General features: G+C 37.4%; 25 protein-coding genes and 2 tRNA genes. 25 read left to right on the top strand and 2 right to left on the bottom strand.

The window, feature by feature from the left end; all coding sequences use genetic code 11:
- Positions 1-312 precede the first annotated feature (312 nt).
- From yabG to JOC86_RS23325, 22 genes are all read left to right on the top strand, one after another.
- Positions 313-1,206, top strand: coding sequence for a sporulation peptidase YabG (gene yabG, locus JOC86_RS23220; protein ID WP_205175880.1), 894 nt, complete (start codon positions 313-315; stop codon positions 1,204-1,206).
- 392 nt (positions 1,207-1,598) lie between these two features.
- On the top strand, positions 1,599-1,868 hold the full coding sequence (gene veg, locus JOC86_RS23225) for a biofilm formation stimulator Veg (RefSeq protein WP_205175721.1): 270 nt from the start codon (positions 1,599-1,601) through the stop codon (positions 1,866-1,868).
- Positions 1,869-2,118: 250 nt separating this feature from the next.
- Positions 2,119-2,289, top strand: coding sequence for a small, acid-soluble spore protein, alpha/beta type (locus tag JOC86_RS23230; protein WP_205175722.1), 171 nt, complete (start codon positions 2,119-2,121; stop codon positions 2,287-2,289).
- 254 nt (positions 2,290-2,543) lie between these two features.
- Positions 2,544-3,413: a 4-(cytidine 5'-diphospho)-2-C-methyl-D-erythritol kinase gene (ispE, locus tag JOC86_RS23235; protein ID WP_205175724.1), complete on the top strand. Its 870-nt coding sequence runs from the start codon at positions 2,544-2,546 to the stop codon at positions 3,411-3,413.
- Positions 3,414-3,475: 62 nt separating this feature from the next.
- Positions 3,476-4,312 (top strand): pur operon repressor, encoded by an 837-nt coding sequence (gene purR, locus JOC86_RS23240; RefSeq protein ID WP_205175726.1) that lies wholly within the window; start codon positions 3,476-3,478, stop codon positions 4,310-4,312.
- Positions 4,313-4,324: 12 nt separating this feature from the next.
- Entirely contained in the window at positions 4,325-4,699 is a 375-nt protein-coding gene (locus JOC86_RS23245) for a RidA family protein (protein WP_205175728.1), read from the top strand.
- A gap of 337 nt (positions 4,700-5,036) precedes the next feature.
- Positions 5,037-5,330 (top strand): septation regulator SpoVG, encoded by a 294-nt coding sequence (gene spoVG / locus JOC86_RS23250; RefSeq protein WP_205175738.1) that lies wholly within the window; start codon positions 5,037-5,039, stop codon positions 5,328-5,330.
- A 370-nt stretch (positions 5,331-5,700) separates the two neighbouring features.
- Positions 5,701-7,074, top strand: a complete 1,374-nt coding sequence (gene glmU / locus JOC86_RS23255) for a bifunctional UDP-N-acetylglucosamine diphosphorylase/glucosamine-1-phosphate N-acetyltransferase GlmU (RefSeq protein ID WP_205175739.1) — start codon at positions 5,701-5,703, stop codon at positions 7,072-7,074.
- 13 nt (positions 7,075-7,087) lie between these two features.
- A complete protein-coding gene (locus JOC86_RS23260; RefSeq protein ID WP_205175741.1) occupies positions 7,088-8,047 on the top strand; it encodes a ribose-phosphate diphosphokinase in 960 nt (319 codons plus the stop codon).
- Positions 8,048-8,378: 331 nt separating this feature from the next.
- Entirely contained in the window at positions 8,379-9,029 is a 651-nt protein-coding gene (locus JOC86_RS23265; protein WP_205175743.1) for a 50S ribosomal protein L25/general stress protein Ctc, read from the top strand.
- An 82-nt stretch (positions 9,030-9,111) separates the two neighbouring features.
- Complete coding sequence (pth, locus tag JOC86_RS23270; RefSeq protein ID WP_205175745.1) at positions 9,112-9,669, top strand: aminoacyl-tRNA hydrolase; 558 nt, start codon at positions 9,112-9,114, stop codon at positions 9,667-9,669.
- A 72-nt stretch (positions 9,670-9,741) separates the two neighbouring features.
- Entirely contained in the window at positions 9,742-9,972 is a 231-nt protein-coding gene (locus tag JOC86_RS23275; RefSeq protein WP_205175747.1) for an anti-sigma-F factor Fin, read from the top strand.
- A gap of 111 nt (positions 9,973-10,083) precedes the next feature.
- Positions 10,084-13,617 carry a transcription-repair coupling factor gene (gene mfd / locus JOC86_RS23280; RefSeq protein WP_205175754.1) on the top strand — a complete coding sequence of 1,178 codons (3,534 nt, stop codon included), beginning with the start codon at positions 10,084-10,086 and terminating at the stop codon, positions 13,615-13,617.
- Entirely contained in the window at positions 13,614-13,757 is a 144-nt protein-coding gene (locus tag JOC86_RS23285; protein ID WP_205175756.1) for a hypothetical protein, read from the top strand. Before mfd ends, JOC86_RS23285 begins: the two co-directional genes overlap by 4 nt.
- A 117-nt stretch (positions 13,758-13,874) precedes the next feature.
- Positions 13,875-14,411 (top strand): stage V sporulation protein T, encoded by a 537-nt coding sequence (gene spoVT, locus JOC86_RS23290; RefSeq protein WP_205175765.1) that lies wholly within the window; start codon positions 13,875-13,877, stop codon positions 14,409-14,411.
- A 205-nt stretch (positions 14,412-14,616) separates the two neighbouring features.
- A complete protein-coding gene (locus JOC86_RS23295) occupies positions 14,617-16,191 on the top strand; it encodes a putative polysaccharide biosynthesis protein (protein ID WP_205175767.1) in 1,575 nt (524 codons plus the stop codon).
- A 25-nt stretch (positions 16,192-16,216) separates the two neighbouring features.
- Positions 16,217-17,683 (top strand): bifunctional methyltransferase/pyrophosphohydrolase YabN, encoded by a 1,467-nt coding sequence (gene yabN, locus JOC86_RS23300; protein WP_205175776.1) that lies wholly within the window; start codon positions 16,217-16,219, stop codon positions 17,681-17,683.
- A 23-nt stretch (positions 17,684-17,706) separates the two neighbouring features.
- A complete protein-coding gene (locus tag JOC86_RS23305; RefSeq protein ID WP_205175882.1) occupies positions 17,707-17,979 on the top strand; it encodes an RNA-binding S4 domain-containing protein in 273 nt (90 codons plus the stop codon).
- A 106-nt stretch (positions 17,980-18,085) separates the two neighbouring features.
- Complete coding sequence (gene yabP, locus JOC86_RS23310) at positions 18,086-18,391, top strand: sporulation protein YabP (protein ID WP_205175784.1); 306 nt, start codon at positions 18,086-18,088, stop codon at positions 18,389-18,391.
- Positions 18,388-19,038 (top strand): spore cortex biosynthesis protein YabQ, encoded by a 651-nt coding sequence (gene yabQ, locus JOC86_RS23315; RefSeq protein ID WP_205175794.1) that lies wholly within the window; start codon positions 18,388-18,390, stop codon positions 19,036-19,038. Before yabP ends, yabQ begins: the two co-directional genes overlap by 4 nt.
- A gap of 13 nt (positions 19,039-19,051) precedes the next feature.
- Positions 19,052-19,453: an FtsB family cell division protein gene (locus tag JOC86_RS23320; protein WP_205175803.1), complete on the top strand. Its 402-nt coding sequence runs from the start codon at positions 19,052-19,054 to the stop codon at positions 19,451-19,453.
- A 71-nt stretch (positions 19,454-19,524) separates the two neighbouring features.
- A complete protein-coding gene (locus tag JOC86_RS23325; RefSeq protein ID WP_205175805.1) occupies positions 19,525-19,944 on the top strand; it encodes a S1 domain-containing RNA-binding protein in 420 nt (139 codons plus the stop codon).
- Between the two features lie 460 nt (positions 19,945-20,404).
- Here JOC86_RS23325 and JOC86_RS23330 read toward each other — a convergent pair.
- Together JOC86_RS23330 and JOC86_RS23335 are read right to left on the bottom strand one after the other, a co-directional pair.
- Positions 20,405-20,476, bottom strand: a tRNA-Glu gene (locus JOC86_RS23330).
- 12 nt (positions 20,477-20,488) lie between these two features.
- A tRNA-Met gene (locus tag JOC86_RS23335) sits at positions 20,489-20,565 on the bottom strand.
- 279 nt (positions 20,566-20,844) lie between these two features.
- Between JOC86_RS23335 and spoIIE the strand changes: the two genes are divergently transcribed.
- The 3 genes from spoIIE to JOC86_RS23350 all read left to right on the top strand — a co-directional run bounded on the left by spoIIE (position 20,845) and on the right by JOC86_RS23350 (position 25,135).
- Positions 20,845-23,328, top strand: coding sequence for a stage II sporulation protein E (gene spoIIE / locus JOC86_RS23340; RefSeq protein ID WP_205175807.1), 2,484 nt, complete (start codon positions 20,845-20,847; stop codon positions 23,326-23,328).
- Positions 23,329-23,466: 138 nt separating this feature from the next.
- The gene (locus tag JOC86_RS23345; RefSeq protein WP_205175809.1) at positions 23,467-24,207 is read left to right on the top strand and encodes a VWA domain-containing protein; all 741 of its coding nucleotides are present in this window, start codon (positions 23,467-23,469) and stop codon (positions 24,205-24,207) included.
- A complete protein-coding gene (locus JOC86_RS23350; RefSeq protein WP_205175811.1) occupies positions 24,176-25,135 on the top strand; it encodes a protein kinase family protein in 960 nt (319 codons plus the stop codon). The genes JOC86_RS23345 and JOC86_RS23350 overlap by 32 nt, the downstream gene beginning before the upstream one ends.
- Positions 25,136-25,206 lie beyond the last annotated feature (71 nt).

Consider the following 25,206-nt stretch of genomic DNA (forward strand, 5'->3'; position numbering starts at 1 on the left):
CTTGTTGCTTTGCCTTATGCTTGTCGGAGGCCCACAGGACGTGGGTCAGAAAGGCGTTGCCACAGGACGTGGCGAACTTAGCCTTTCATCCTTAAAACAAAGCGCCTCCGCTTTTCTCGTGTCCAGCTCCGGCGCCTAGCTCCTCGAGACATAAGTCAAGGCACCAATGAAGGGAAAAGGCACCCTTCCTTGGTGCCTTGCCTTATGCTTGTCGGAGCTGTTCAAGGCGCCTCCGCTTTTCTATGAACCTCTTGTTGGGTGGGTGCATAGTGTATGAAGAGGATTACTTACTTAGAGGATGCCTTAGTCCTAATGGAGTTGACAAACTTGGGTATAGAAATCAATGCCACTGTAGGTCGATTGTCTTATGGTTGTGATGTTTTATTCCGTGTGATCGATATAAAGGAAGTAAATGGCCAAAAGACGGCTATTTTATTTGGAGAAGACTATAGATTGATGGCAGACTCACCGATAGATGATCTTACTCCAATTGATAAGAAGGAAAGAATAAGAAGAAATCAGGAGTTTCGATCGTTAGAGGAGCAGTCCCTTCAATTATTTCGTCAAGATATACACCTGTTAAAGGAAAAGCAGGAGTATCACAAGACCAATGCTTATCGAGAAGACCTTAATTATTTCCAAATTCCCGGAAGAGTTCTTCATCTTGATGGGGACCCCACCTATTTACAAAAATGTCTAGACTTGTATGAAAGAATCGGTGTCCCTGTAAATGGTGTTCATTGTAAGGAGAAAGAAATGCCTGAAAGAATACCTGCTTTAATTGAGCAGTACCGACCGCATATTCTAGTTATTACGGGTCATGATGCTTATTCTAAGTCAAAAGGGAAGAAATCAGACATCGGTGCTTATCGACACTCACGCTACTTTGTAAAAACGGTTAATGAGGCACGGAGAAAAGTTCCTCATCTTGATCAATTGGTTATTTTTGCCGGGGCATGCCAATCGCATTTTGAATCCCTTATACATGCTGGGGCAAATTTCGCCAGTTCTCCTCAAAGAGTGAATATTCATGCACTCGACCCGGTTTATATTGTTGCAAAAATTAGTTTTACTGCCTTTACAGAGCCTGTTAATGTTTGGGATGTTCTAAGAAATACATTAACAGGAGATAAAGGGCTGGGAGGTATTGAAACCAGAGGAGTTTTAAGAACAGGAATGCCTTTTAAGCCAGTTGTGGATGATTAAGTAATGGGAATGATCAAAAATGTGTCCAGACCACTTTTAATTAATATATAGATATTAACATTGATGTTTCTGTATATTGATATTCGGGGTTTGGGCACTTTGTTTTACTAGGGAATATTTGTTCACATATGTGATAAGCCAACATTCCCTCCTTTTAAGCAATCTTAACTCACATTTTTTTCGACAAGATTTTCAGATTATTTTGCATTTATTGGTAATATATACTGATACATAAAGGCTTATATTCAAGGGTATGCTAATTTTGTTGAAAAAATTAGGAATTTGTAGAATAAAAACCATTGACATATGTTAAGTAGTATTGATAAAATAATAAATTTATTTGACTGAATTTAAAAAATGTGCTACACTAATTACAGTGAGGTGGAAGCGAAATGCCAAAAACATTAGCCGACATTAAAAGAGCCCTTGATTCAAATCTTGGGAAAAGATTAATGCTTAAAGCCAATGGTGGCCGACGTAAGACTATTGAGCGTTGTGGTGTACTTTCTGAGACGTATCCTTCTGTATTCGTTGTTCAATTGGATCAAGAAGAGAATGCGTTTGAAAGAGTTTCTTATAGCTATGCAGATGTACTCACAGAGACTGTTCAATTAACCTTCTATGATGAGACAACGGGGAATATCGTTTTGAGTCAGCAGTAGACAATTATGTTTGCTGCTTTTTTATTGTATAGAAAATTATAAAATTAAAATATGTTAATAACTTTGAAAAGGATAGTGTAATTTAGCTTCAGCGCCAGCCCCTCGTCTTATGCTTGTCGGGGCTAAACGGGGCGCTTCTGCCTTTTGTTCTTTTTACACAATTGGTAATACAGGAGAAGATCCCCTAGTAACATCCTATGTTTTGTCGCGAATATTAATAATGCGGCCAAAATATTTGGGGGGATAAACAGTGGGCAGAAGAAGAGGAATTATGTCTGACCAGTTTAAAGAAGAGTTGGCGAAAGACTTAGGGTTTTATGATGTTGTCCAACAAGAGGGTTGGGGCGGCATTCGATCTAGAGATGCTGGTAATATGGTGAAAAGAGCCATTCAGCTTGCAGAACAGCAGCTCCAAAAATAATTAGCTTTGTAACCAAAATTCATTCTTTACGTTTACGTTATCAATATTTGTGCCGCAATTAGAGGAAGGTCTGAACGGCCTTTCCTCTTTTTCTTTTATCCCGTTCTGTGACTTCCATTATTTTTAAAGTAAAAAAGTGTGATTTTAATATGATTCAAATAATCAATTACATAACGGAGGAAAGTATCCTGTATTGAAGAGTAATGTGCTAAAATAGTCTAAAGTTAAACGTATAGTAAGTAGGTGATGGAAATTTGAAGACTTTAGTAAAGGCTCCTGCCAAGATCAATCTTTCACTTGATGTTCTACATAAAAGAAAAGATGGATTTCATGAAGTGGAGATGGTCATGACAACGATTGATTTGGCTGACCGAATAGAGCTAACACAATTAGAAGAAGATGTTATTAGAATCCTTTCCCATAATCGATTTGTTCCGGACGATCAACGAAACTTAGCCTATCAAGCGGCGCGATTGCTTAAGGATCGTCTACAAATTAAAAAAGGAGTTGCCATTTCTATTGATAAAGTCATTCCAGTGGCTGCAGGTTTAGCAGGTGGAAGCAGTGATGCTGCTGCGACACTTAGAGGACTTAATCAACTATGGGACTTAGGGCTTTCATTAGAAGAATTGGCCAAGCTCGGATCGGAAATTGGTTCTGATGTATCTTTTTGTGTATACGGGGGGACAGCACTTGCAACAGGTAGGGGAGAGATGATTCAACACTTACCTGCTCCGCCGAACTGTTGGGTTATATTGGCGAAACCAACAATAGGGGTGTCGACAGCGGACGTATATAAAAATTTAAATGTCGCTGCAATTGAACATCCGCACACGCATGAAATGATTCATTCGTTAAAAACAGAAGACTATGATTACATGTGTCAAAACTTAGGAAATGTATTAGAAAGTGTTACCTTATCTATGCACCCTGAAGTAGCTCAGATCAAAGAGCAGATGGAACGTTTTGGAGCTGATGCAGTTTTAATGAGCGGAAGTGGACCTACAGTATTCGGTCTTGTTCAATTCGAATCTAAGGTTCAAAGAGTTTATAATGGGCTAAGAGGATTTTGTGATCAGGTTTTTGCAGTTAGAATGATGGGAGAACGAAACCCACTTGCTTAAATCCGTATATTGATGATAATATTTAATTAAAACATTCGGATTTTACAGGAGGTTACTTTGAAGTGAAATTTAAACGTAGTGAACGTTTAATAGATATAACGCATTTTTTACTTGAGCGCCCGCATGAATTAGTTCCTCTTACTTTTTTTGCTGAAAGATATGGATCGGCTAAATCATCTATTAGTGAGGATCTGGCCATTATTAAAGAAACCTTCGAGCAAAGAGGTATTGGAAACTTACAAACTGTACCAGGGGCATCTGGTGGTGTAAAATATATAACAAAAGTGAATCGTGATGATGCTAAGAAGATGGTATCGGAATTAATCACTCATCTTGGTAACGCGGATCGCTTACTACCTGGAGGGTATCTTTATTTGACCGACTTATTAGGAAACCCATCCTTAATGAACAAGGTAGGAAGGCTGTTAGCTTCTGCTTATGCAGAGAAAGAGATCGATGTCATTATGACAGTGGCGACTAAGGGGATTCCAATTGCCAATGCCATTGCAAGTCACTTAAATGTCCCTGTGGTTATTGTTCGAAGAGATAGTAAGGTGACAGAAGGATCGACAGTAAGTATTAATTATGTATCAGGTTCTTCAAAACGAATCCAAACGATGGTCCTTTCGAAAAGAAGTCTTAAAGAAGGATCAAAGGTTTTGATCGTAGACGACTTCATGAAAGCCGGCGGAACGGTGAATGGGATGAAAAACTTATTAGAGGAGTTTTCCGCGACCGTTTCAGGAATGGCTGTACTAGTTGAATCTGAAAATGTTGATGAACGTTTAGTAGATGACTATATTTCATTAACAAAATTAACAGATGTAAATGAAAAAGAAAAAAGTATCACCGTATCAGAGGGAAACTATTTTACTTCAGACACTACTTTTTTAAGTTGAGGAGGAATTGATATGAAAGTCGTATCTACTACAAAAGCACCAGCTGCAATTGGTCCATACTCTCAAGGGATGATTGTAAATAATCTGTTTTATAGCTCAGGGCAAATTCCATTAACGGCGAGTGGCGAAATGGTTAGTGGAGATGTAACAGCACAAACTCATCAAGTATTTCAAAATCTAGAAGCTGTATTAAATGAAGCAGGTGCTACGTTCGAATCAGTAGTTAAAGCAACTGTTTTCATTAAAGATATGAATGATTTTGCTGCTATTAATGAAGTCTATGGTGAATATTTTAACGCTCATAAACCGGCTAGATCCTGTGTAGAAGTATCTCGTCTACCAAAAGACGTACTTGTCGAGATTGAAGTAGTAGCGCTCGTGAAATAATCACGAGCTTTTTTTATTTTGACTATTTTTTATAAGATTGTTGTTTTTTGAGAATAAACATTTGACCGTTGACCGTTCCTTTCCGCGGGGAGGAAGTCAAGCCTCCTTGCCGTTCCGTCTGCGGGGTCTCGACTTTTTCTCTGCATCCCGCAGGCCTTGCCGCTCCAATCCACTCTTCGTTTTCAATATTGTTAAAAGCAACAAACTTTTAGAAAAGAGCCTTTCTTTAAAATTATTATTAAATTTTTCAAAATATTTTACAATTGAAGCAGGAATATCTAATAATTCGTTGAATACATAAAGTAGAATTCATCTAGGGAAAAAGGTGGTGAACAAAATGGAAGTAACTGATGTAAGATTACGCCGCGTTAATACGGATGGTCGCATGAGAGCTATTGCTTCTATTACACTTGACAACGAGTTTGTTGTTCATGATATTCGTGTTATTGATGGGAATAATGGCTTATTTGTGGCTATGCCGAGTAAAAGAACTCCAGATGGAGAATTCCGGGATATTGCTCATCCGATTAACTCGGGTACTCGTGGAAAAATCCAAGATGCTGTTTTAACGGAGTATCATCGTTTGGGTGAGATAGAAGAAGTAGAACTAGAAGAAGCTGGGGCTTCATAATTAAATAATTTACAACAAGAGCCTTATTTTTCTGCAAGGCTCTTTTTTGTTTTTTCTCATTCGCCTAACTGTAGTTCTTCAGTGCTCATAATATCTAACTTATACTATAATTTGTAGATTTTAACACAATGCTCCTTTAATACCTTTATTTCTTCTAGTTTCCTCAGCGTCATGCCACTTATCTATTCTCCTCAGTAGATTCGTCTTTCTGGTTCACTCAGCGAATCAGCACTATAGATAGGTTTGTTTATCTATAGGGGACATCAACTTTACTAATTGACAAAAATATGTATATTCATTAGTTTTCTTGAAATCATTGAGTATTTAAGATATATTCGTTATGGATAAAAAGGTTATTGGAGGCCCCTATATGACAAAAAGATATGCCGTTATTTTAGCTGCAGGACAGGGCACGAGAATGAAATCAAAGCTATATAAAGTACTTCACCCTGTATGTGGCAAGCCAATGGTAGAACATGTTGTCGATCAAATCTCAGCACTCAATATAGATAAAATGGTTACTGTTATTGGTCATGGAGCAGATTTGGTTAAATCACATCTACAAGGTAAGAGTGATTTTGCCCTGCAAGAGGAACAATTAGGAACTGCCCATGCCGTAATGCAATCTGAGAATACTCTATCTGAGTTAGATGGTGTCACGCTTGTAGTGTGTGGCGACACGCCGCTTATTAAAGCTGAAACAATGGAAGCGCTTTTAAACCATCATGAAGAGGTGAAGGCGAAAGCGACAATCCTTACAGGCTATACAGAAAAGCCAGATGGGTATGGTAGAATTATTCGGAGCGAACAAGGCCATGTTGAAAGAATAGTGGAACACAAGGATGCTTCAGCAGATGAACGAAAAGTAAAAGAAATTAATACAGGAACTTATTGTTTTGATAATAAAGCTCTTTTTGAAGCGTTGAAAAAGGTCTCAAATGATAATGTTCAAGGTGAATATTATCTTCCGGACGTCATTGAAATTCTACAATCCAATGGCGAGATTGTCAGTGCTTATCAAACCTCTGAGTTTGAAGAGACACTTGGAGTTAATGATCGAGTAGCATTATCACAAGCAGAACAGGTCATGAAAAGAAGAATTAACGAAGAGCATATGCGAAACGGTGTTACAATCCTAGATACAGCGAATACGTATATTGGTCCAGATGTGAAGATTGGAAGAGATACGATCATTCATCCTGGAACAGTTCTTTCAGGAAATACAGAAATTGGGGAAGATGCTATTGTTGGTCCTTATACAGAGGTTCAGGATAGCGTCATTGGGAATCGTACTCATATTAAGCAATCAGTTGCTCACAATAGTTCAATAGGAGCGGATGTAACGATTGGTCCATTTGCCCATATTCGTCCTCTTTCTACTATTGAAGATGAAGTCAAGATTGGTAATTTCGTGGAAGTAAAGAAATCTACTTTCGGTAAAGGTAGCAAAGCCTCACATCTAAGTTATATTGGTGATGCGGAAGTTGGGAAAGATGTTAATTTAGGCTGTGGGTCGATTACCGTTAATTATGATGGAAAAAACAAGTTTCTAACGAAGATTGAGGACGGTGTGTTTGTTGGATGTAACTCTAACTTAGTAGCGCCTGTAACAGTTGGAAAAGGAGCTTATATTGCAGCAGGTTCCACGATTACAGATGATGTACCAGGTGAGTCTCTGTCGATTGCAAGAGCAAGACAAGTGAATAAAGAAAATTATGTAGAGAAATTAAATCATAAGAAATAAATGGAGGTCCATCATGCCCAATTCTTATTTAAATTCAAAGTTGAAGATTTTCTCTTTAAATTCCAATCAATCCTTAGCAGCAGAAATTGCTCAAGAAGTTGGAGTCGAACTAGGTCAATGTACAGTAAAACAATTCAGTGATGGTGAAATTCAAATCAATATTGAGGAGAGTATTCGCGGTTGTGACGTATTTGTTATTCAATCCACTTGTTCACCAGTAAACGAAAACCTGATGGAACTCTTAATTATGGTTGATGCTCTTAAGCGTGCGTCAGCTAAAACGATTAACATCGTTATGCCTTATTATGGCTATGCAAGACAAGACCGTAAAGCTCGTGCTCGTGAACCAATTACCGCAAAATTAGTAGCAAATCTTCTTGAAACTGCTGGAGCTACGCGTGTCATCACGCTCGACCTGCATGCACCACAAATTCAAGGTTTCTTTGATATTCTTATTGATCATCTTATGGGTGTTCCAATCCTGGGTGAGTATTTCCTAGAAAAAGGCTTTAATAACGACGATATTGTGATCGTATCTCCTGATCACGGAGGAGTAACGAGAGCACGTAAGTTAGCGGAAAGAATGAAAGCGCCGATAGCTATAATCGATAAGCGGAGACCAAAGCCAAATGTTGCTGAAGTAATGAATATTGTCGGTAACATCGATGGCAAAATTGCTATCCTTATTGACGATATCATTGATACAGCCGGTACGATTACATTAGCTGCTAATGCTCTTGTAGAAAATGGAGCAAAAGAGGTTTATGCATGCTGTACACATCCGGTACTGTCAGGACCAGCAATCGAAAGAATCGATAATTCTAAGATTAAAGAATTAGTGGTTACAAACTCGATTCCACTTAATGAAGACAAATTAATCGGTAAAATTTCTCAGCTATCAGTAGCTCCACTTATTGGAGAAGCCATTATTCGTGTATATGAACAGCAATCTGTAAGTACTCTATTTGATTAATTTCTATACCGAGCCAAGAAAGGCGACTTTCTTGGCTATTCTTATGGAGTCAGGATGAAGGCGGCTTTACTGGTCGATATATGTCGAACGGTCAATATATAGCGGCTAACGGAGAAATTAATCCGGGTTACGGACAAATTATTACTGAAAATGGACAAATAAGTAAGCCTAGCGTTTCCACACCTATATAGAGCTTTGATTCGTAACTTCCCTTCCCTCAAAGTCCCTTCAATAAAAGAACTTTCCTAAAAAATGTTTAATCATCTTTCATTTAGGGTAATTTTATATATAGACAAATATATAGAATAATGAGGAAGGTGTTGGAGTTAAGATGGCCATTGAATTAAAAGCGAATAATCGAAATGATTTTAAACGTTCATCCTTAACAAAATTACGTCATGAAGGAAATATACCAGCTGTAGTATATGGATATAAAGTCGAAAATACTCCCGTGTACGTTGATTCAATAGAATTTATCAAAACAATAAGAGAGTCAGGGCGTAACGGAATTATCTCACTTGATATTAATGGAAAGAAACAGAATGTGATCTTAAATGATTATCAGGAGGATTATTTAAAAGATCAAATCATCCATATTGATTTTTTAGCCGTTAATATGTCAGCTGAAATTGATGCAGATGTCCGTATTGAACTTGTTGGGGAATCCAGTGGGGAAAAAGATGGAGGAGTTCTTCAACAATCCTTACATGAGGTATCCGTAACGGCGAAACCAAATGATATTCCAGATTCCATTCAAGTGGACATTTCATCCTTAGAAGTTGGAGATACCATTACGATTGGAGACGTTAAGAAGAACTACTCAATTGAGATTAATTCTGAAGATGAAACCACCATTGCTTCTGTATTGGCACCTAGACAGGAAGAAGAAATTAGTTCAGGTGAAGAGCAGGAAGCTGGTCAACCTGAAAATGAAGAAGGAAGAGAAACGAAGGCAAGTGATGAAAGCGATTCGAAAGAATAAATAATTTTTTTGGCGTAACTCTTTGCGGGTTGCGCCTTTTATAGTTTATGCTAATGATATGCAGGAAAAAGAGGTGGATATTATGAAGATAATAGTAGGGCTAGGAAATCCAGGTCCACGTTTTGACAGAACAAGACATAACATCGGATTTGAAATTATAGATGAACTAGCTAATGCAAACCAAACTACACTAAATCAGACCAAGTTTAAAGGTGTTTATACCACAATACATCATAATGGTGAAAAAGCGATTTTGTTAAAACCGCTTACATATATGAACTTATCCGGAGAAAGCATCAGACCATTTATGGATTACTTTGACATTCCAATCGAAAACTTATTAGTGATCTATGATGATTTAGATTTACCGGTTGGAAGAATTCGCTTAAGACAAAAAGGAAGTGCGGGAGGGCATAATGGAATAAAATCCACTATTGCTCATCTTGGTGCGCAAAATTTTAATCGAATTCGGGTGGGGATAGACCGACCAACTAATGGGATGTCTATTTCAGACTATGTGTTAGGAAAATTTACAGGTGAAGAACAAGATGTCATGAATGAAGCGATCCAAAAAAGTGTTAAAGCTTGTGAAAGTTGGCTTGAAAAACCTTTTATAGAAGTAATGAATGAATATAATTAGCATACAATTGTATAACTCACTTTAAACACGTTTATACTAATTTTAAAAGTGTTTAAAGGAGGACTCTGTAAAATGGCGATTCATTACAAATGTCGTCATTGTGGTACAAATGTTGGGACTCTTTCACAAACATCTGTACACTCTGAACAGATTGGCCTTCATAAATTAACAGATGAAGACCGTCTAGAAATGATTTCATATGAACAAAACGGTGATATCAGGATAAAGACAATATGTGAAGACTGTCATGAAGCTCTAAATCGGAATCCAGACTTTCACCAGTCAGATTATATAATTCATTAGAAAGGGGTTGGCCAGAGGGTCATCCCCCGTTTTTGCTGCCTATCTAGGAACAAAAAATAACGCTCTTTTTAACTAGTAATCAAAAGGTTATAGAGAGGGGAGGAGCATTCATTGAAGGGTATTTTAGAAATTGCACATAAAAACGAAGATATACAATCAATGGTAACAGGTGTAGAAGAAGGTCTACAAGAACAGCTAGTCGCTGGTTTATCAGGCTCTTCCCGAAGTGTTTATATTGCATCTGTGTATCAAAAAACAGAGAAAACGATTCTTGTTGTCACACATAATCTTTTACAAGCACAGAAAGTATATGATGATTTACTTCAATTTCTTTCAGAAGACGAAGTATTCTTATATCCAGCAAATGAATTGATTGCAGCAGAATTAAGTATTGCTAGTCCTGAACTGAAGTCTCAAAGAATTGAAGTGCTGAATAAATTGGCAGCGGGTTCAACAGGGATTTATGTTGTTCCAATAGCAGGTCTAAGAAAGGTGCTGCCACCACAAAATCTATGGAAAAAGTATCAGCTGCCAATCTCCCTTGGTTCAGATCTCGAGATCGAGACTACTTTAAATCAATTAATTAAAATGGGATATATAAGATCCGAAATGGTGAATACTCCAGGTGAATTTAGTATCCGAGGAGGAATATTAGATATTTATCCTTTGACAACATCCGACCCAGTACGGATTGAGTTATTCGATACGGAGGTTGATTCAATTCGAACGTTTTCGATTGAGGACCAACGATCGATCGATAAATTAACTAGCATTGAAATTGGTCCCGCGTCAGAGGTTATTTTAGAAACGAACCATATAGAGAGAGTTATTCATGGGCTCGAAAAAGGTTTGTCCAATAGTTTAAAAAAGGTAAAAGCGGCTGATGTAAAAGAAAAATTAACTCAAAATATTAGCTACGAATTGGAGCAGCTCCAAAATGGTCAAATTCCAGAGCAAATCTTCAAGTATCTATCACTTGCATATCCAGACGATAATAGTTTAGTAGACTATTTACCTTCTAATGGATTTGTATTTCTCGATGAATTTAGCCGTATTCAAGAAATGAGCGAGTCTTTGGATGCAGAAGAAGCCGATTGGTATACATCTTTATTACAAGAAGGAAAAGTGGTTCATGATCTCACAGTCTCTCACCATCTTTCCAAGATAATTGGAAAAACAACTCTTCCTAAAGTATACTTTTCCGTCTTTTTAAGGCATATTCCGAATACAAGCCCACAAAATATATTTAATATCTCATGTAAGCCAATGCAAAGCTTTCATGGACAAATGCATGTGTTAAAAACGGAATTGGACCGATGGAAAAAAGGAAACTATACTCTTGTTTTATTAGGTCCTGATGAAGAGAGAATTAAAAAGCTTCAACGTGTTCTTAATGATTATGATATTGAAGTAGCACATGTGGAAGATCCTAATAAACTCTTAATTGGAAAGGCCCAAATTATTCATGGAAGTTTAAATAGCGGATTTGAGCTGCCGATGATGAAATTAGCGGTCATTACAGAGGAAGAGCTATTTAATAAAAAGTCTAAAAAAGCTCCAAGAAGACAAAAACTCTCTAATGCCGAGAGAATTAAAAGTTACTCCGAGTTAAAAACCGGCGATCATGTTGTACATGTGAATCACGGGATAGGGAAATATCTTGGAATTGAAACGCTAGAGATTAATGGAGTACACAAAGATTATCTTCATATTCGTTATCAAGGAAACGATAAGCTATATGTTCCAGTTGACCAAATCGATCTTGTTCAAAAGTATGTCGGATCCGAAAATAAAGATCCTAAGCTATACAAGTTAGGCGGATCTGAATGGAAGAAAGTGAAAAGCAAAGTCCAATCATCTGTTCAAGATATTGCAGATGATCTTATTAAACTTTATGCAGAACGAGAAGCGGCTAAAGGTTATGCTTTTAGTCCTGATGGAGAAATGCAAAGGGAGTTTGAATCAGCTTTTCCTTATCAAGAAACAGAAGATCAAGATCGTTCCATTCGTGAAATCAAATTGGACATGGAAAAAGAAAGACCTATGGACCGTTTATTATGTGGTGATGTAGGCTATGGAAAAACAGAAGTAGCTATTAGAGCCGCTTTTAAAGCAGTTTCGGATGGGAAACAAGTAGCCATTCTTGTTCCTACTACAATTTTAGCCCAACAGCATTATGAAACGATGAAAGAGCGATTTCAAGATTTCCCAATTGAAGTTGGCTTATTGAGCCGATTCCGAACGAAAAAACAGCAAACAGAAACGACGAAGGCAATAAAGGCGGGAACGATTGATGTCGTGGTGGGCACCCACCGACTGTTATCTAAAGATATTCAATACCGTGATCTAGGTCTTCTTATTATTGATGAAGAACAACGTTTTGGAGTGACTCATAAAGAAAAGATCAAGCAGTTAAAGACGAATATTGATGTTCTGACGTTAACTGCCACCCCTATACCAAGAACATTACACATGTCGATGCTTGGAGTTAGGGATTTATCCGTTATTGAAACACCTCCAGAAAACCGTTTCCCGGTTCAAACATATGTAATGGAGTACAACGGAGGTTTAATAAAAGAAGCTGTTGAACGGGAATTAGCTCGAGAGGGACAAGTGTATTTCTTATATAATCGTGTCGAAGATATTGAAAGAAAAGCAGATGAAATTTCTATGCTTGTTCCTGATGCTAGAGTAGCCTATGCACATGGTCAAATGAGCGAAAATGAGCTTGAATCAGTGATATTAAGCTTTTTAGATGGAGAGTATGATGTACTCGTTACGACAACCATTATCGAAACAGGAGTAGATATTCCAAATGTAAACACTCTTATTGTTTATGATGCAGACCGTATGGGTCTCTCACAGCTTTACCAACTGAGAGGACGTGTTGGAAGATCAAACCGAGTGGCTTATTCCTATTTCACCTACCGTAAAGATAAAGTGTTAACGGAAGTAGCAGAAAAGAGATTACAAGCCATAAAAGAATTCACAGAACTTGGGTCGGGCTTTAAAATTGCGATGAGAGATCTCACCATTCGCGGGGCGGGTAACTTATTAGGGGCTCAACAGCATGGGTTTATTGATTCTGTTGGTTTTGATCTTTATTCACAAATGCTGAAGGAAGCAATTGAAGAAAGAAAAGGTGACCTTCCAAAGCAAACGGAAGCTTCATTCGAAGTAGATATCGAAATAGATGCCTATATCCCTGATCGATATATTAAAGATGGCCACCAAAAGATAGAAATGTACAAAAGATTCCGCTCACTTTCAACTTTACAAGAAGTAGAAGAACTAGGAGAAGAGATGCTCGACCGATTTGGAGAATATCCAGAAGAAGTTGCCTACTTATTCCAAATTTCCGAAATGAAGATATACGCTAATCGTTCTGAGCTTGAATCCATTAAGCAAAACAAAAAAATCATTACGATTATGATGATGGAAGAGGGAACAAAGGAAATTGACGGTTCAAAAGTTTTTGATATTTGTAATAAACATGGACGCGCAGTCGGTCTCGGAATGGAAAATCAAAAATTGAAAATTACGATCAATACAGCAAAAATGACGTCAAACCAGTGGTTTCAGGTTGCTTACGATATCGTAAAAAATCTGGAAAATACCAAAAAAATAAAGGAAGTTCATTCTTGAAAAGGAAAAATTTCTGTAATCAAAATGTAACGGTTTCACTTGTTTATGTCTTGTACAATAAGGGTACTAGTTATTATGCAGCTGCCAATCTGGAAAAATTACCCTCAACTAGAACAAAAACGAAATTACAGAAAAATTAGTTGTTTGTGTATAGAACTTCCCATATGTAAGATACTAACTTCAACAATAGTAAAGAATTCAAATACAAGGATTCATTACTAAATAAAAATCATCTGATGAAAGTGAGGCAACTATAGATGAAAGCAACTGGTATTGTTCGTCGTATTGATGATTTAGGTCGTGTCGTTATTCCAAAGGAGATTCGCAGGACCTTAAGAATTCGAGAAGGAGATCCGTTAGAAATTTTTGTGGATCGAGACGGCGAAGTAATTCTTAAAAAGTATTCTCCTATTAGTGAATTAAGTGATTTTTCAAGAGAGTATGCAGAAGCCCTATATGATAGTCTTGGAAGTACAGTGCTCATATGTGATCGCGATACAGTGATTGCCGTTGCAGGTAGTTCCAAAAAAGAATATCTTAATAAGAGTATCAGTGATCTGATTGAAAAAACAATGGAAGACCGTTCATCTGTACTTAACACTCAACAAGGACAAGCACAATTAGTAGATGGACTTGATGAGGAGTTATCTTCCTACACTATTGCACCAATCATTGCAAATGGAGATCCAATTGGAGCGGTTGCTATCTACTCAAAAGATCGCACAATTGGGGAAGTAGAGCAAAAGGCAGTAGAAACGGCAGCTGGATTTTTAGCAAGACAAATGGAACAATAGCTATCATTAGAAGCGACTTTTGTCGCTTCTTTTTTTCGGGAAAAGTTATAAAGAACATCTAGTTACAAAATGAAAGAATTGAGGTATCAATGTTCAAACACCAGGCGAGACGAAAATAAACCGAATCATATGCTATAATACATTCGATTATGTATAGAAAGGCAGGAAAGACATATTGCCGAATGACCCTAGTTCAAAGAATTTTATGAAAGGGGCAATGATTTTAACGATTAGTGCTTTACTTACAAAAATATTAAGTGCGTTATATCGAGTGCCTTTCCAAAATATTGTTGGTGACGTAGGTTTTTATATTTACCAGCAAATTTACCCCATTTATGGCATTGTACTGGCGTTATCTACATATGGGTTTCCTGTCATTGTCTCTAGGATGATTGCTGAAAAGGAAGGGGACCACGAGTCGGTTGAAGTGACGACTATTATAAGGAGTTCTTTTTCTTTCCTTCTAATCATCAGTTTCATCTGGTTTCTTTTACTTTTTTTTGGTGCACCATACCTAGCTTCCATGATGGGGGACGAACAGCTAGCACCGCTTATAAAGGTGATTTCAGTTTCGTTTCTTATTCTTCCGTTTACTTCAATCCTAAGAGGGATCTATCAAGGAAAGGAAGATATGCTTCCAACCGCTGTTTCTCAAGTAACAGAGCAGTTCATAAGAGTTGCAACAATCTTAGTGTTTTCCACATGGCTAGTATACGGTGGGTACTCTCTCTATACCGTTTCTTTAGGTGCCTTATTTGGATCATTAACAGGAGGAATGGCAGGAATCTTTGTCTTGATTTCATTCGTTTGGGTAAGAAAAGATCAATTGGGAACATCCTTTCAATCACAAAAGTATAGTCAAATGATTAAAATTTGGAAGACCCTTTTCTTTCAAGGAACGGCTATATGTATTAGTGGGATGTTGTTAGTTCTACTGCAATTTATAGATTCTTTAAATGTTTATATGCTCTTGACACAGCAAGGCATGGAAGAGGAGCTGGCAAAAAAGCTTAAAGGGGTGTATGATCGCGGTCAGCCATTTGTTCAACTAGGGACAGTGGTTGCTACTTCCCTTTCACTAACGCTTGTTCCAATGATTACTAGTGCTTATAAGAAAAAGAAATTGGACTTAGTGAAAGAGAAGACGCAATTAGCTCTCAAAGTTAGTTTATTTGTTGGCTTTGCTGCCTCGATTGGAATCATGAACATTATTGTACCAATGAATACGATGCTTTTTAAAAATGCAGAAGGCTCCGGTGTCATTGCTGTTTTCTGCTTAGCCATCATGTTTAGTTCGATGATCATAACGATTTCTGGAATCTTTCATGGAATAGGTGATATTTATTATCCAGCCATCGTCATATTATCTGGAGTTATCTTGAAATTTATCTTAAACCTATTACTAGTTCCTTTGTTAACTACAATGGGAGCATCGGTTGCCACCATCCTAGCATTAACCGTTATAACGATCTTGCTTATTAAAAAACTAAGACATCATTTTGGATTTCGATTAGTAGACTGGGACCTTTATAGAAAAATGGTGATTGCTGGAGCCGCGATGACCATCTTTTTACAACTATGGTGCAGCCTTTATTTCGTAACAATTGAACAGGGTTTCCATGAAAGAACGATGGCGGCCATTTTCTCTTTAACGGGTGTGTCAGCGGGGGCTATGGTTTATATATACATTACTTTAAAAAGAAACGTATTTACATACAAGGAGTTGTCTATTTTACCTTTTGGTGAAAAATTAATGTCGATTTCAAAAAGAATGAAGTAATTTAAAAGAGAGTTGGGTGAAAAAGATGAGCCATAAAATAACCGTTGTTGGTTTAGGGGCAGGAGATCTTTTACAATTACCGTTGGGTGTTTATAGAGAGTTAAAATCTACCCAAAACCTATATCTGAGAACGAAAGAACATCCTGTTGTCGAAGATTTAGAAAAGGAAAGTATCCACTATCAATCTTTTGATTCGATTTACGAGAAACATGATCAATTTCAAAAGGTTTATGAAGAGATTGTTGCAATTCTTATAAAGGAATCTCAAAAATCAGATCTTGTTTATGCTGTTCCTGGTCATCCTCTTGTAGCAGAACAAACGGTACAGCTGCTGATCGACGAGGCAAGTAAACAGACGATTCAGCTCGAGATAGGAGGAGGGCAAAGTTTTATCGATGCTCTTTTTACATCCGTAAAGGCTGACCCAATAGAAGGATTTCAGTTGCTTGATGGCACACAGCTACAGCTAGAAGACATTAAGATGACTCAACACCTTATTATTGGTCAGGTATATGATGCCTTCATAGCTTCTGAAGTGAAGCTAACTTTAATGGAACTCTACCCATACGATTATAAGGTGAAGATTGTCACAGCTGCAGGTAGCCAGAATGAAATGGTAAAAGAAGTTTCCTTGTATGAGCTTGATCGAGAAGCCTCACTAAGTAACCTTACGAGTGTTTATGTACCACCGGTGAATGAAATGGAAGCTAGATATAAAGAATTTACAACACTTAAGTCGATTATTTCGACTTTAAGGGGGCCAGGAGGCTGTCCATGGGATCAGAAGCAAACACATCATACTTTAAAGAAATATTTAATAGAGGAGACCTATGAGCTTTTAGAGGCCATTGAAGAGGATGATATTGATCACATCATTGAAGAATTAGGAGATGTCTTACTTCAAATTATGCTTCATGCTCAAATCGGAGAAGATGAAGGAATGTTTACGATTCGAGATGTCATTGAAAAAGTCTCAGAGAAAATGGTGAGAAGGCATCCGCATGTTTTTGGAACAACCGAGGTGGAGGATGCAGACGAAGTGGTTTCTAACTGGGAGCAAATTAAGCAAGAAGAAAAAAGCGGAGACGGCAAAAATGAAAACATATTAAAAGCAATCGCGAAAGGCTATCCCGCATTAATACAGGCATACGAATATCAAAAGAAAGCAGCAAAGGTTGGATTTGATTGGAAAGATCCGAGTGGGGCATGGCAAAAAGTCTGGGAAGAATTAAAGGAATTCGAAGAAGAAATATCGAATGACAATAGACACAAGCAGCTAAGTGAGTTCGGGGATCTCCTTTTTGCACTTGTAAATTTATCCCGTTTTTATTCGATTCATCCAGAAGAGGCACTGGCAAGCGCAAACCAAAAGTTTTATCGCAGGTTTACCTATGTTCAAGAGAGAGTAATGGAAATCGGCAAGAAAATAGAAGATTTCTCGTTAGAAGATTTAGATGCATACTGGAATGAAGCAAAAGATAAAGGTTTATAAGGAGTTGTGTAATAATGGCTACAATGAGATTGGATAAATTTTTAAAAGTCTCCCGTTTAATTAAGCGGCGTACGTTAGCAAAAGAGGTAGCAGATCAAGGGAGAATTACTATCAATGGAGTTCAAGGGAAAGCGAGCTCAAATGTAAAAGTGGGCGATGAGCTTCAGGTTCGATTTGGGCAAAAGCTAGTAACCGTTAAGATTGAAAGACTACAAGAAACAACAAGAAAAGAGGATGCTAATAGTCTTTATTCAATCGTTCGAGAGGAAAGAATTGACGAAGAACAGGCTTTTTAAGTTTTACGCAATTTAGATTGGGAAGAAGATATAAAGTTCTATTTTTCATTCTTTCACATAAATATAGTTACAAAGCTTGTACTATGTGAATGTGAGGGATGTAAAGATGAATCAATATTACGAGGGGAACCAATCCCAAAAAAGCACAACGCCAGAACATGACATCATGATGAGAGGGAGAAAACTCTTAGATATTTCAGGTGTTAAACAAGTAGAAAGCTTCGACAATGAGGAATTTCTATTGGAAACGGTTATGGGTTTTCTCTCTATTCGAGGGCAGAATCTTCAAATGAAAAATTTAGACGTTGATAAGGGAATCGTCTCGATTAAAGGGAAAGTATTCGATATGGTATATCTTGACGAACAGAGTGGGGAGAAAGCTAAAGGCTTCTTTAGCAAGCTGTTCCGATGACTCTTACAACGCAATTTTACACTATGCTGGCAATGGTTGGCATGGGGGCTTTGTTTGGAGCAATGCTTGATACGTACCAACGATTTTTAAATCGTTCAGCACGAAAGAAATGGCTTGTATTTCTAAACGACTTTTTGTTTTGGATCTTACAGGCCCTTTTGATTTTTTATATTTTATTTTCGGTGAATTTTGGAGAAGTAAGAATTTATATCTTTCTTGCCCTTCTTTGTGGTTTCTCCGCTTATCAAGCATTGCTAAAAAGGAAATATTTACATTTATTAGAAATTATGATAAAATTGGTCGTATCGATCTATAATTTTAACATTAAAGTATTGAAAAAACTGGTCTATTCACCTATAAAATGGCTAGTATTTCTAATTGTGTCTTTAGTTTTTTTTATAATGAAAAGTCTATGGTCACTTATCCTTTTTATTTTTAAAATCATAGGATTTCTTGTAAAATTAATCTTAAAGCCATTTTATTGGATTGGAAAGCTAATATGGCATTTTATGCCGAAAAATATTAAAAACATCGTCGAGAAGTTATATAATAAATGGGCAGGATTTTTTGATCCATATGTAAAAATAATTAAGACAAGCTTAAAAAATAAATGGAACAAATGGTTCCAGAAAAAGAAGAAAGAGTAAAGGAGGTTTGAGGATGAGTGATCAGAAGAAAAACGTGACATCAATAGAAAATGCATATGTCCGTCATGAGGAAAGCAAACAAAAATTAAGAATGAACAGGAAGAAAAAATTATTCCGTCGACTTGTTGTATTCTTTCTAATTGCCTTTACTTTGACGGGGTTTTTAATTTCTTCCCTCATATCTCGTGCTTCCGTTCTTGAAGAGAAAAAAGAAGAAAAGAAAAAACTGGAAGAAAAATTGGTACAATTAGAAAAACAAGAAAAAGTATTGAAAGAAGAAATTGTTAAACTCAATGATGATGACTATATAGCTAAGATTGCGCGCAGAGATTACTTCTTTTCTGACGAAGGAGAGGTAATCTTTAATATCCCTGAAAAGGAAAAGAAAAAAGAGGAAGAAGAGTCGTCATATTGACACTCTTTTTTTTCATTGGCTATAATATATAGTAAGGTTTATTTAATATTCTAAGGAGGAGCATTCTTTTTATGTCAATCGAAGTAGGCAGCAAGTTACAGGGAAAGGTAACAGGGATTACAAATTTTGGAGCGTTCGTGGAATTGCCGGAGGGCTCAACAGGGCTTGTTCACATTAGTGAAGTTGCTGACAATTATGTAAAAGACATTAATGAGCATTTAAAAGTTGGTGACGAGGTTACAGTAAAAGTCATTAATGTGGAGAGTGACGGCAAGATTGGTTTATCAATTCGAAAAGCGAAGGACCAGCCACAACGACCATCACGTCCTCAGCAGCGTCCGCGTCAGAATCGTGCAAATGACAATCGAAATAACAAAGAAAATTTTGAGCAAAAAATGGCACGTTTCTTAAAAGATAGTGAAGATCGCCTATCCTCTCTGAAACGTCAAACTGAATCAAGACGTGGAGGCAGAGGTGCTAAAAGAGGATAACTTGCTGTCTATTTATATATAGCAGGTGTTAACCAATGAGATAAAGAAGGAGTGACTTTATAATAAGTCGCTCCTTCTTTTTTCTTACACAGCAAAAGCAGGACAGATAAGACGTAGAAACACCCAATCTAAAAAACCATGAAACAAACATCCTTCAAAAAACTCACTTCGATCACGAAGTACAGCACTCTCCCTTCATAAGCATAGGGGTCCGTCACTCCTAAGAGAACCTAATAAAATTAGTATGGAATACATGCTTCATCAAAGAGTCACTCTTAGATAGGAGGGACTGACACCATGCACTTGAGACGAGCACATGATAGAACCAAAGCAGAAAATACAAGAAAACAAAAAGACGCCGTCATTTTATATGACAGCGTCTTAGAAAGATTCTGATTGTTTAGGAACAAATAGAATTTATCCATCACGAAGGCTTGTTCAAGGCGCTCCGCTTTTCTTATGACCCGTACGGGATTCGAACCCGTGTTACCGCCGTGAAAGGGCGGTGTCTTAACCGCTTGACCAACGGGCCATGTAAAATATATGGTAGCGGCGGAGGGGATCGAACCCCCGACCTCACGGGTATGAACCGTACGCTCTAGCCAGCTGAGCTACACCGCCATATTTTCAAAACACAATTTCAATAATACATACATATAAAAAACTTGTCAATATATTTTTTAGAAAAATGTCAAATCATTGAGCCCCATGTATATAAGGGTTTTAATCATTTTCTTAAGAAAGTATGAGTAAATCTTACAAAAGTTTCCCCAAAAAAATATCGATTTCGCTGAAAGAAGTCGAACTTTTCTTGCAATTCCATTCCTCATTTTGACAAACTTCTGAGCTTGTCCACTTTATAATGGCAACAAGATATCTAGATGAGGGAGTTGTATTTACATGGAAAAAGCAGAACACAATGTAATGGAGCCAACGAGAAATGTAGATATTGAGCGGACTAAGGTAGAGTTTTCGAAAGGGGTAAAGCATCTTCAGGGAAAACTGGAATGGCTGTTTATCCAGAAGGGAATTTTATTGTTCGGAATTGGTTTCCTTCTCGGCAGAGCTTTAATTCTCTCTCACTTAACTCCTTTTGCTCTCCCGTTCTTTGCTTCCGTCTACATGGTGAGAAGAGATCGTGCACCCATTGCGTTAATAGGATTACTTGCAGGTTCATTAACGTTATCCATTCCTAACATAGCTTATACCTTTAGTAATACTATTCTATTCTTAATTGTTTTTCGTATGACACAAAAATGGAGAAAAGATGATTTTAAGACCTTACCATTTTTCGTTTTCTTTACATCTCTGTTTGTAAAGCTAGGTTTTGATTTTATCCAACAAGGGCAATTACTTTCCATTTATAACGGAGCCATGGCAGGAGTAGAAGCGACCCTGACCTTTATTTTGACATTAATCTTTATTCAAAGTATTCCTTTATTATCGATGAATAGAAGAAAGAAGTCTTTAAAGACAGAAGAGGTTGTTAGTTTAATTATTTTGCTATCGTCTGTTATGACGGGAACGATTGGTTGGGCAGTTTATGAACTATCCGTCGAACATATTCTATCAAGGTATCTAGTGATATTATTTAGTTTCATTGCCGGAGCGACGATGGGTTCTACAGTTGGCGTCGTCACGGGACTCATTTTTAGCTTAGCAAATGTCGCAAGCTTCCACCAAATGAGTTTACTTGCGTTTGCTGGCTTATTAGGAGGGTTATTGAAAGAAGGGAAGAAATTTGGAGCGGCAATCGGTCTATTAATTGCCACTTTGTTGATGGGAATGTATGGAGGGGGAGAAGCAGAACTTACTAAGACATTATATGAATCGGGTATCGCCATTCTATTACTATTCCTAACTCCACAAAGTTTAACCAATAAATTGGCCAAACATATTCCAGGTACTGCAGAGTATGCACAAGAGCAACAACAATATATGAGAAAGGTGCGTGATGTTACAGCTAATCGAGTTGAACAATTTTCCTCTGTTTTCAAGGCGCTATCGAATAGTTTTATTCAAATGGATGGGCGTAAAGATGAAGAATATGAAGAAAAGGAATTGGATTATTTTCTAAGTAATGTAACAGAAAAAAGCTGCCAAACCTGTTTTAAGAAGGAACAATGCTGGTCCCGTAATTTTGATGAAACCTATGGATTGATGAAGGATATCATGTATGAATTTGATCAAGGAAACATCCCATTATCGCATAAAGTGGCAAGAAATCTTGAGGCTCATTGTGTAAGAGGGAAAAAAGTTCAGGATGCCATCTATCAAGAGCTGACACATTATCAAGCAAATATTAAATTAAAAAAGCAGGTTCAGGAAAGCAGAAAGCTTGTGGCTGATCAACTACTAGGTGTTTCTGAAGTCATGGGGGACTTTGCGAAAGAGATTCAAAGGGAGAGAGAGAATCATCATAAACAAGAAGAACAAATTTTAGATGCTCTCCAGGAGTTTGGGGTTGAAATAGATAATGTTGAAATTTTTAGTTTAGAACAAGGGAACGTTGATATTGATATGACCATTCCTTATTGTGGAGGTCATGGTGAGGGAGAGAAGCTGATTGCTCCAATGCTTTCGGATATTTTAGAAGAAACGATTATTGTTCATAAGGAGGATTGTGCGTCCTTCCCGAATGGGTATTGTCATGTCACTTTTCGATCAGCCAAAGCCTATGTAGTTGAAACAGGGGTGGCTCACGCTGCCAAAGGAGGAGGATTAGTATCAGGAGATAGTTTTTCAATGATTGAATTAGGTGCCGGGAAATTTGCAGTAGCCATAAGTGATGGGATGGGAAATGGAGAAAGGGCCCATTATGAAAGTAATGAGACACTGCGGTTACTTCAGAAAATTCTTCAGTCAGGAATTGAAGAGAAAGTCGCCATTAAAGCGGTAAATTCAATCCTATCTCTTCGAACGAATGATGAAATTTTCTCAACCCTTGATCTGGCGATGATTGATTTACAAGATGCTTCATCAAAATTTCTTAAAATTGGCTCAACCCCTAGCTTTGTGAAGCGGGGAGATAAAATATTTAAAATTGAGGCAAGTAATCTACCAATGGGAATGTTCTATGAGTTTGACGTGGATGTTGTTTCAGAACAATTAAAAGCTGGGGACCTGTTAATTATGATGAGTGATGGTGTATTTGAAGGACCTAAACATGTTGAAAACTATGATGTTTGGATGAAGAGGAAAGTGAAAAACTTGGAAACGGAGGATCCACAAGAAGTTGCAGATATTATTATGGAAGAGGTGATTAGAACAAGATCTGGACAAATTGAGGATGATATGACGATTGTCGTATCAAAGATTAAACATAATACCCCTAAATGGGCTTCCATCCCGGTCAATCAGAAACAAAATACTAGGATTTCATAGATAGATATTCTTGCAACTTGAAAGGAGATAAAAGGTAATAGAAGTTATACGCTTCAAGATATAAACTTATAAAAGAGTATATTTCCCCTCAAAATCGGCGAAGATGGTAGCAATCATAATTGTTTGGAGGGGAAATAAGTGAAAACGGCTACACTTCGACAAATTTTACTTATTACAGATGGATGTTCAAATTCTGGTGACGATCCTATTGCAATGGCTGCATTGGCTCAAGAGCAAGGAATAACCGTTAATGTTATTGGTGTTGTAGAAAATGATGTGATTGATGAAAAAGGTATGCAAGAGATCGAAGGTATTGCGATGTCAGGCGGTGGAGTAAGTCAAGTTGTATACTCTCAGCAACTTTCTCAAACGGTGCAAATGGTAACAAGAAAGGCAATGACACAAACATTACAAGGTGTAGTTAATAATGAATTGAAGCAGATCTTAGGGAACAAAACCACAATGGAAGAATTACCTCCAGAAAAAAGAGGTGAGGTTCTAGAAGTTGTCGATGAGCTAGGTGAAACGGTTGAATTGGACGTGTTGGTTCTTGTCGATACAAGTGCAAGTATGAAACATAAATTACCAACAGTAAAAGAAGCATTATTGGACTTGTCACTCAGCCTGAATGCACGGATGGGCGATAACCGGTTTTCTGTTTTTGTATTTCCCGGGAAAAGGAATGATGTCGAAAAATTGTTAGATTGGACTCCAAAACTTGAATCACTTACAAGTATTTTCTCGAAGCTATCTACTGGAGGGATTACCCCGACTGGACCAGCTATTCGAGAAGCCGTTTCACACTTTAAGAAAAAACGCTCTTTAAAGAGTTTGCTCTCACGTGATGATGATGAACAATACTTTGAAGAATCCATTTAAGTTTCCACCTGGGACAAAAATTATTGGGAAATGGCATAGCCAACCATATGTCATTGTAAAGGAACTAGGTTATGGAGCAAATGGAACCGTCTATCTTGCGCAAGGCCGAAATGGTTATGTTGCCCTTAAGATGAGTGAAAATAGTATGTCGATAACATCAGAAGTAAATGTATTGAAAGCATTTAGTAAGGCCCAAGGTTCAGCCTTAGGGCCTTCCATCTTAGATGTGGACGATTGGGAAGCACGAGGAAAGCGAATCCCTTTTTATGTCATGGAGTATATAAAAGGGCCTGATCTGTTAACGTTTATAAACAAAAAAGGTTTTTCTTGGGCAGGTGTCTTAATTATTCAGCTATTAAGTGACCTAGAAAGGATCCATCAAGAAGGGTGGGTATTTGGAGACTTAAAGCCTGAAAACTTAATTATAACAGGACCTCCAAATAAAATTCGCTGCATTGATGTGGGAGGAACAACCCTCCAAGGAAGAGCCATTAAAGAATTTACAGAGTTCTTTGATCGTGGATACTGGGTTTCTGGATCGAGGAAAGCAGAGCCTAGTTATGACTTGTTCTCGGTGGCAATGATTTTCCTTAACCTTGCTTATCCGAAAAGGTTTAATAAAACGCAAGGTGGTTTTCAACAATTAAAAATGGCTATCGAATCCAAAAAGGAGTTCATTCCTTATCGGGAAACTCTTTTTATGGCCCTTCAAGGAAAGTTTAGTTCGGCTGCAGAGATGAGAATGAAAATGCTAGAGGTATCGTCAGGTACTAAAAATGTTCACACAAGGTCAAATCCTCAAAAGGTAACCCCTAGTCGTCAACAACTGCAAAAGAAGAAAAAATCAGGGGGATTAATGGAGACTATTTTAATTATCTTTATTGTCACCATTCTTTATGTTTTATATATCTATGGGGAAATTTTGTAAGGGTATATTCCTGAAGTGAAATCATCAATGATAATTGATACAATACTTATTAAAGTAAAGAAATAGGAAGA

Origin of the sequence: Rossellomorea pakistanensis, assembly GCF_016908495.1 — a bacterium.
GTDB classification, from domain to species: domain Bacteria; phylum Bacillota; class Bacilli; order Bacillales; family Bacillaceae_B; genus Rossellomorea; species Rossellomorea pakistanensis.

Coding starts and splice junctions, on each gene's coding strand:
- yabG (WP_205175880.1), top strand. CDS start 313: ATGGAGTTGACAAACTTGGGTATAGAAATCAATGCCACTGTAGGTCGA.
- veg (WP_205175721.1), top strand. CDS start 1,599: ATGCCAAAAACATTAGCCGACATTAAAAGAGCCCTTGATTCAAATCTT.
- JOC86_RS23245 (WP_205175728.1), top strand. CDS start 4,325: ATGAAAGTCGTATCTACTACAAAAGCACCAGCTGCAATTGGTCCATAC.
- spoVG (WP_205175738.1), top strand. CDS start 5,037: ATGGAAGTAACTGATGTAAGATTACGCCGCGTTAATACGGATGGTCGC.
- glmU (WP_205175739.1), top strand. CDS start 5,701: ATGACAAAAAGATATGCCGTTATTTTAGCTGCAGGACAGGGCACGAGA.
- JOC86_RS23260 (WP_205175741.1), top strand. CDS start 7,088: ATGCCCAATTCTTATTTAAATTCAAAGTTGAAGATTTTCTCTTTAAAT.
- JOC86_RS23265 (WP_205175743.1), top strand. CDS start 8,379: ATGGCCATTGAATTAAAAGCGAATAATCGAAATGATTTTAAACGTTCA.
- pth (WP_205175745.1), top strand. CDS start 9,112: ATGAAGATAATAGTAGGGCTAGGAAATCCAGGTCCACGTTTTGACAGA.
- JOC86_RS23275 (WP_205175747.1), top strand. CDS start 9,742: ATGGCGATTCATTACAAATGTCGTCATTGTGGTACAAATGTTGGGACT.
- spoVT (WP_205175765.1), top strand. CDS start 13,875: ATGAAAGCAACTGGTATTGTTCGTCGTATTGATGATTTAGGTCGTGTC.
- JOC86_RS23295 (WP_205175767.1), top strand. CDS start 14,617: ATGAAAGGGGCAATGATTTTAACGATTAGTGCTTTACTTACAAAAATA.
- yabN (WP_205175776.1), top strand. CDS start 16,217: ATGAGCCATAAAATAACCGTTGTTGGTTTAGGGGCAGGAGATCTTTTA.
- JOC86_RS23305 (WP_205175882.1), top strand. CDS start 17,707: ATGAGATTGGATAAATTTTTAAAAGTCTCCCGTTTAATTAAGCGGCGT.
- yabP (WP_205175784.1), top strand. CDS start 18,086: ATGAATCAATATTACGAGGGGAACCAATCCCAAAAAAGCACAACGCCA.
- yabQ (WP_205175794.1), top strand. CDS start 18,388: ATGACTCTTACAACGCAATTTTACACTATGCTGGCAATGGTTGGCATG.
- JOC86_RS23320 (WP_205175803.1), top strand. CDS start 19,052: ATGAGTGATCAGAAGAAAAACGTGACATCAATAGAAAATGCATATGTC.
- JOC86_RS23325 (WP_205175805.1), top strand. CDS start 19,525: ATGTCAATCGAAGTAGGCAGCAAGTTACAGGGAAAGGTAACAGGGATT.
- spoIIE (WP_205175807.1), top strand. CDS start 20,845: ATGGAAAAAGCAGAACACAATGTAATGGAGCCAACGAGAAATGTAGAT.
- JOC86_RS23350 (WP_205175811.1), top strand. CDS start 24,176: ATGATGAACAATACTTTGAAGAATCCATTTAAGTTTCCACCTGGGACA.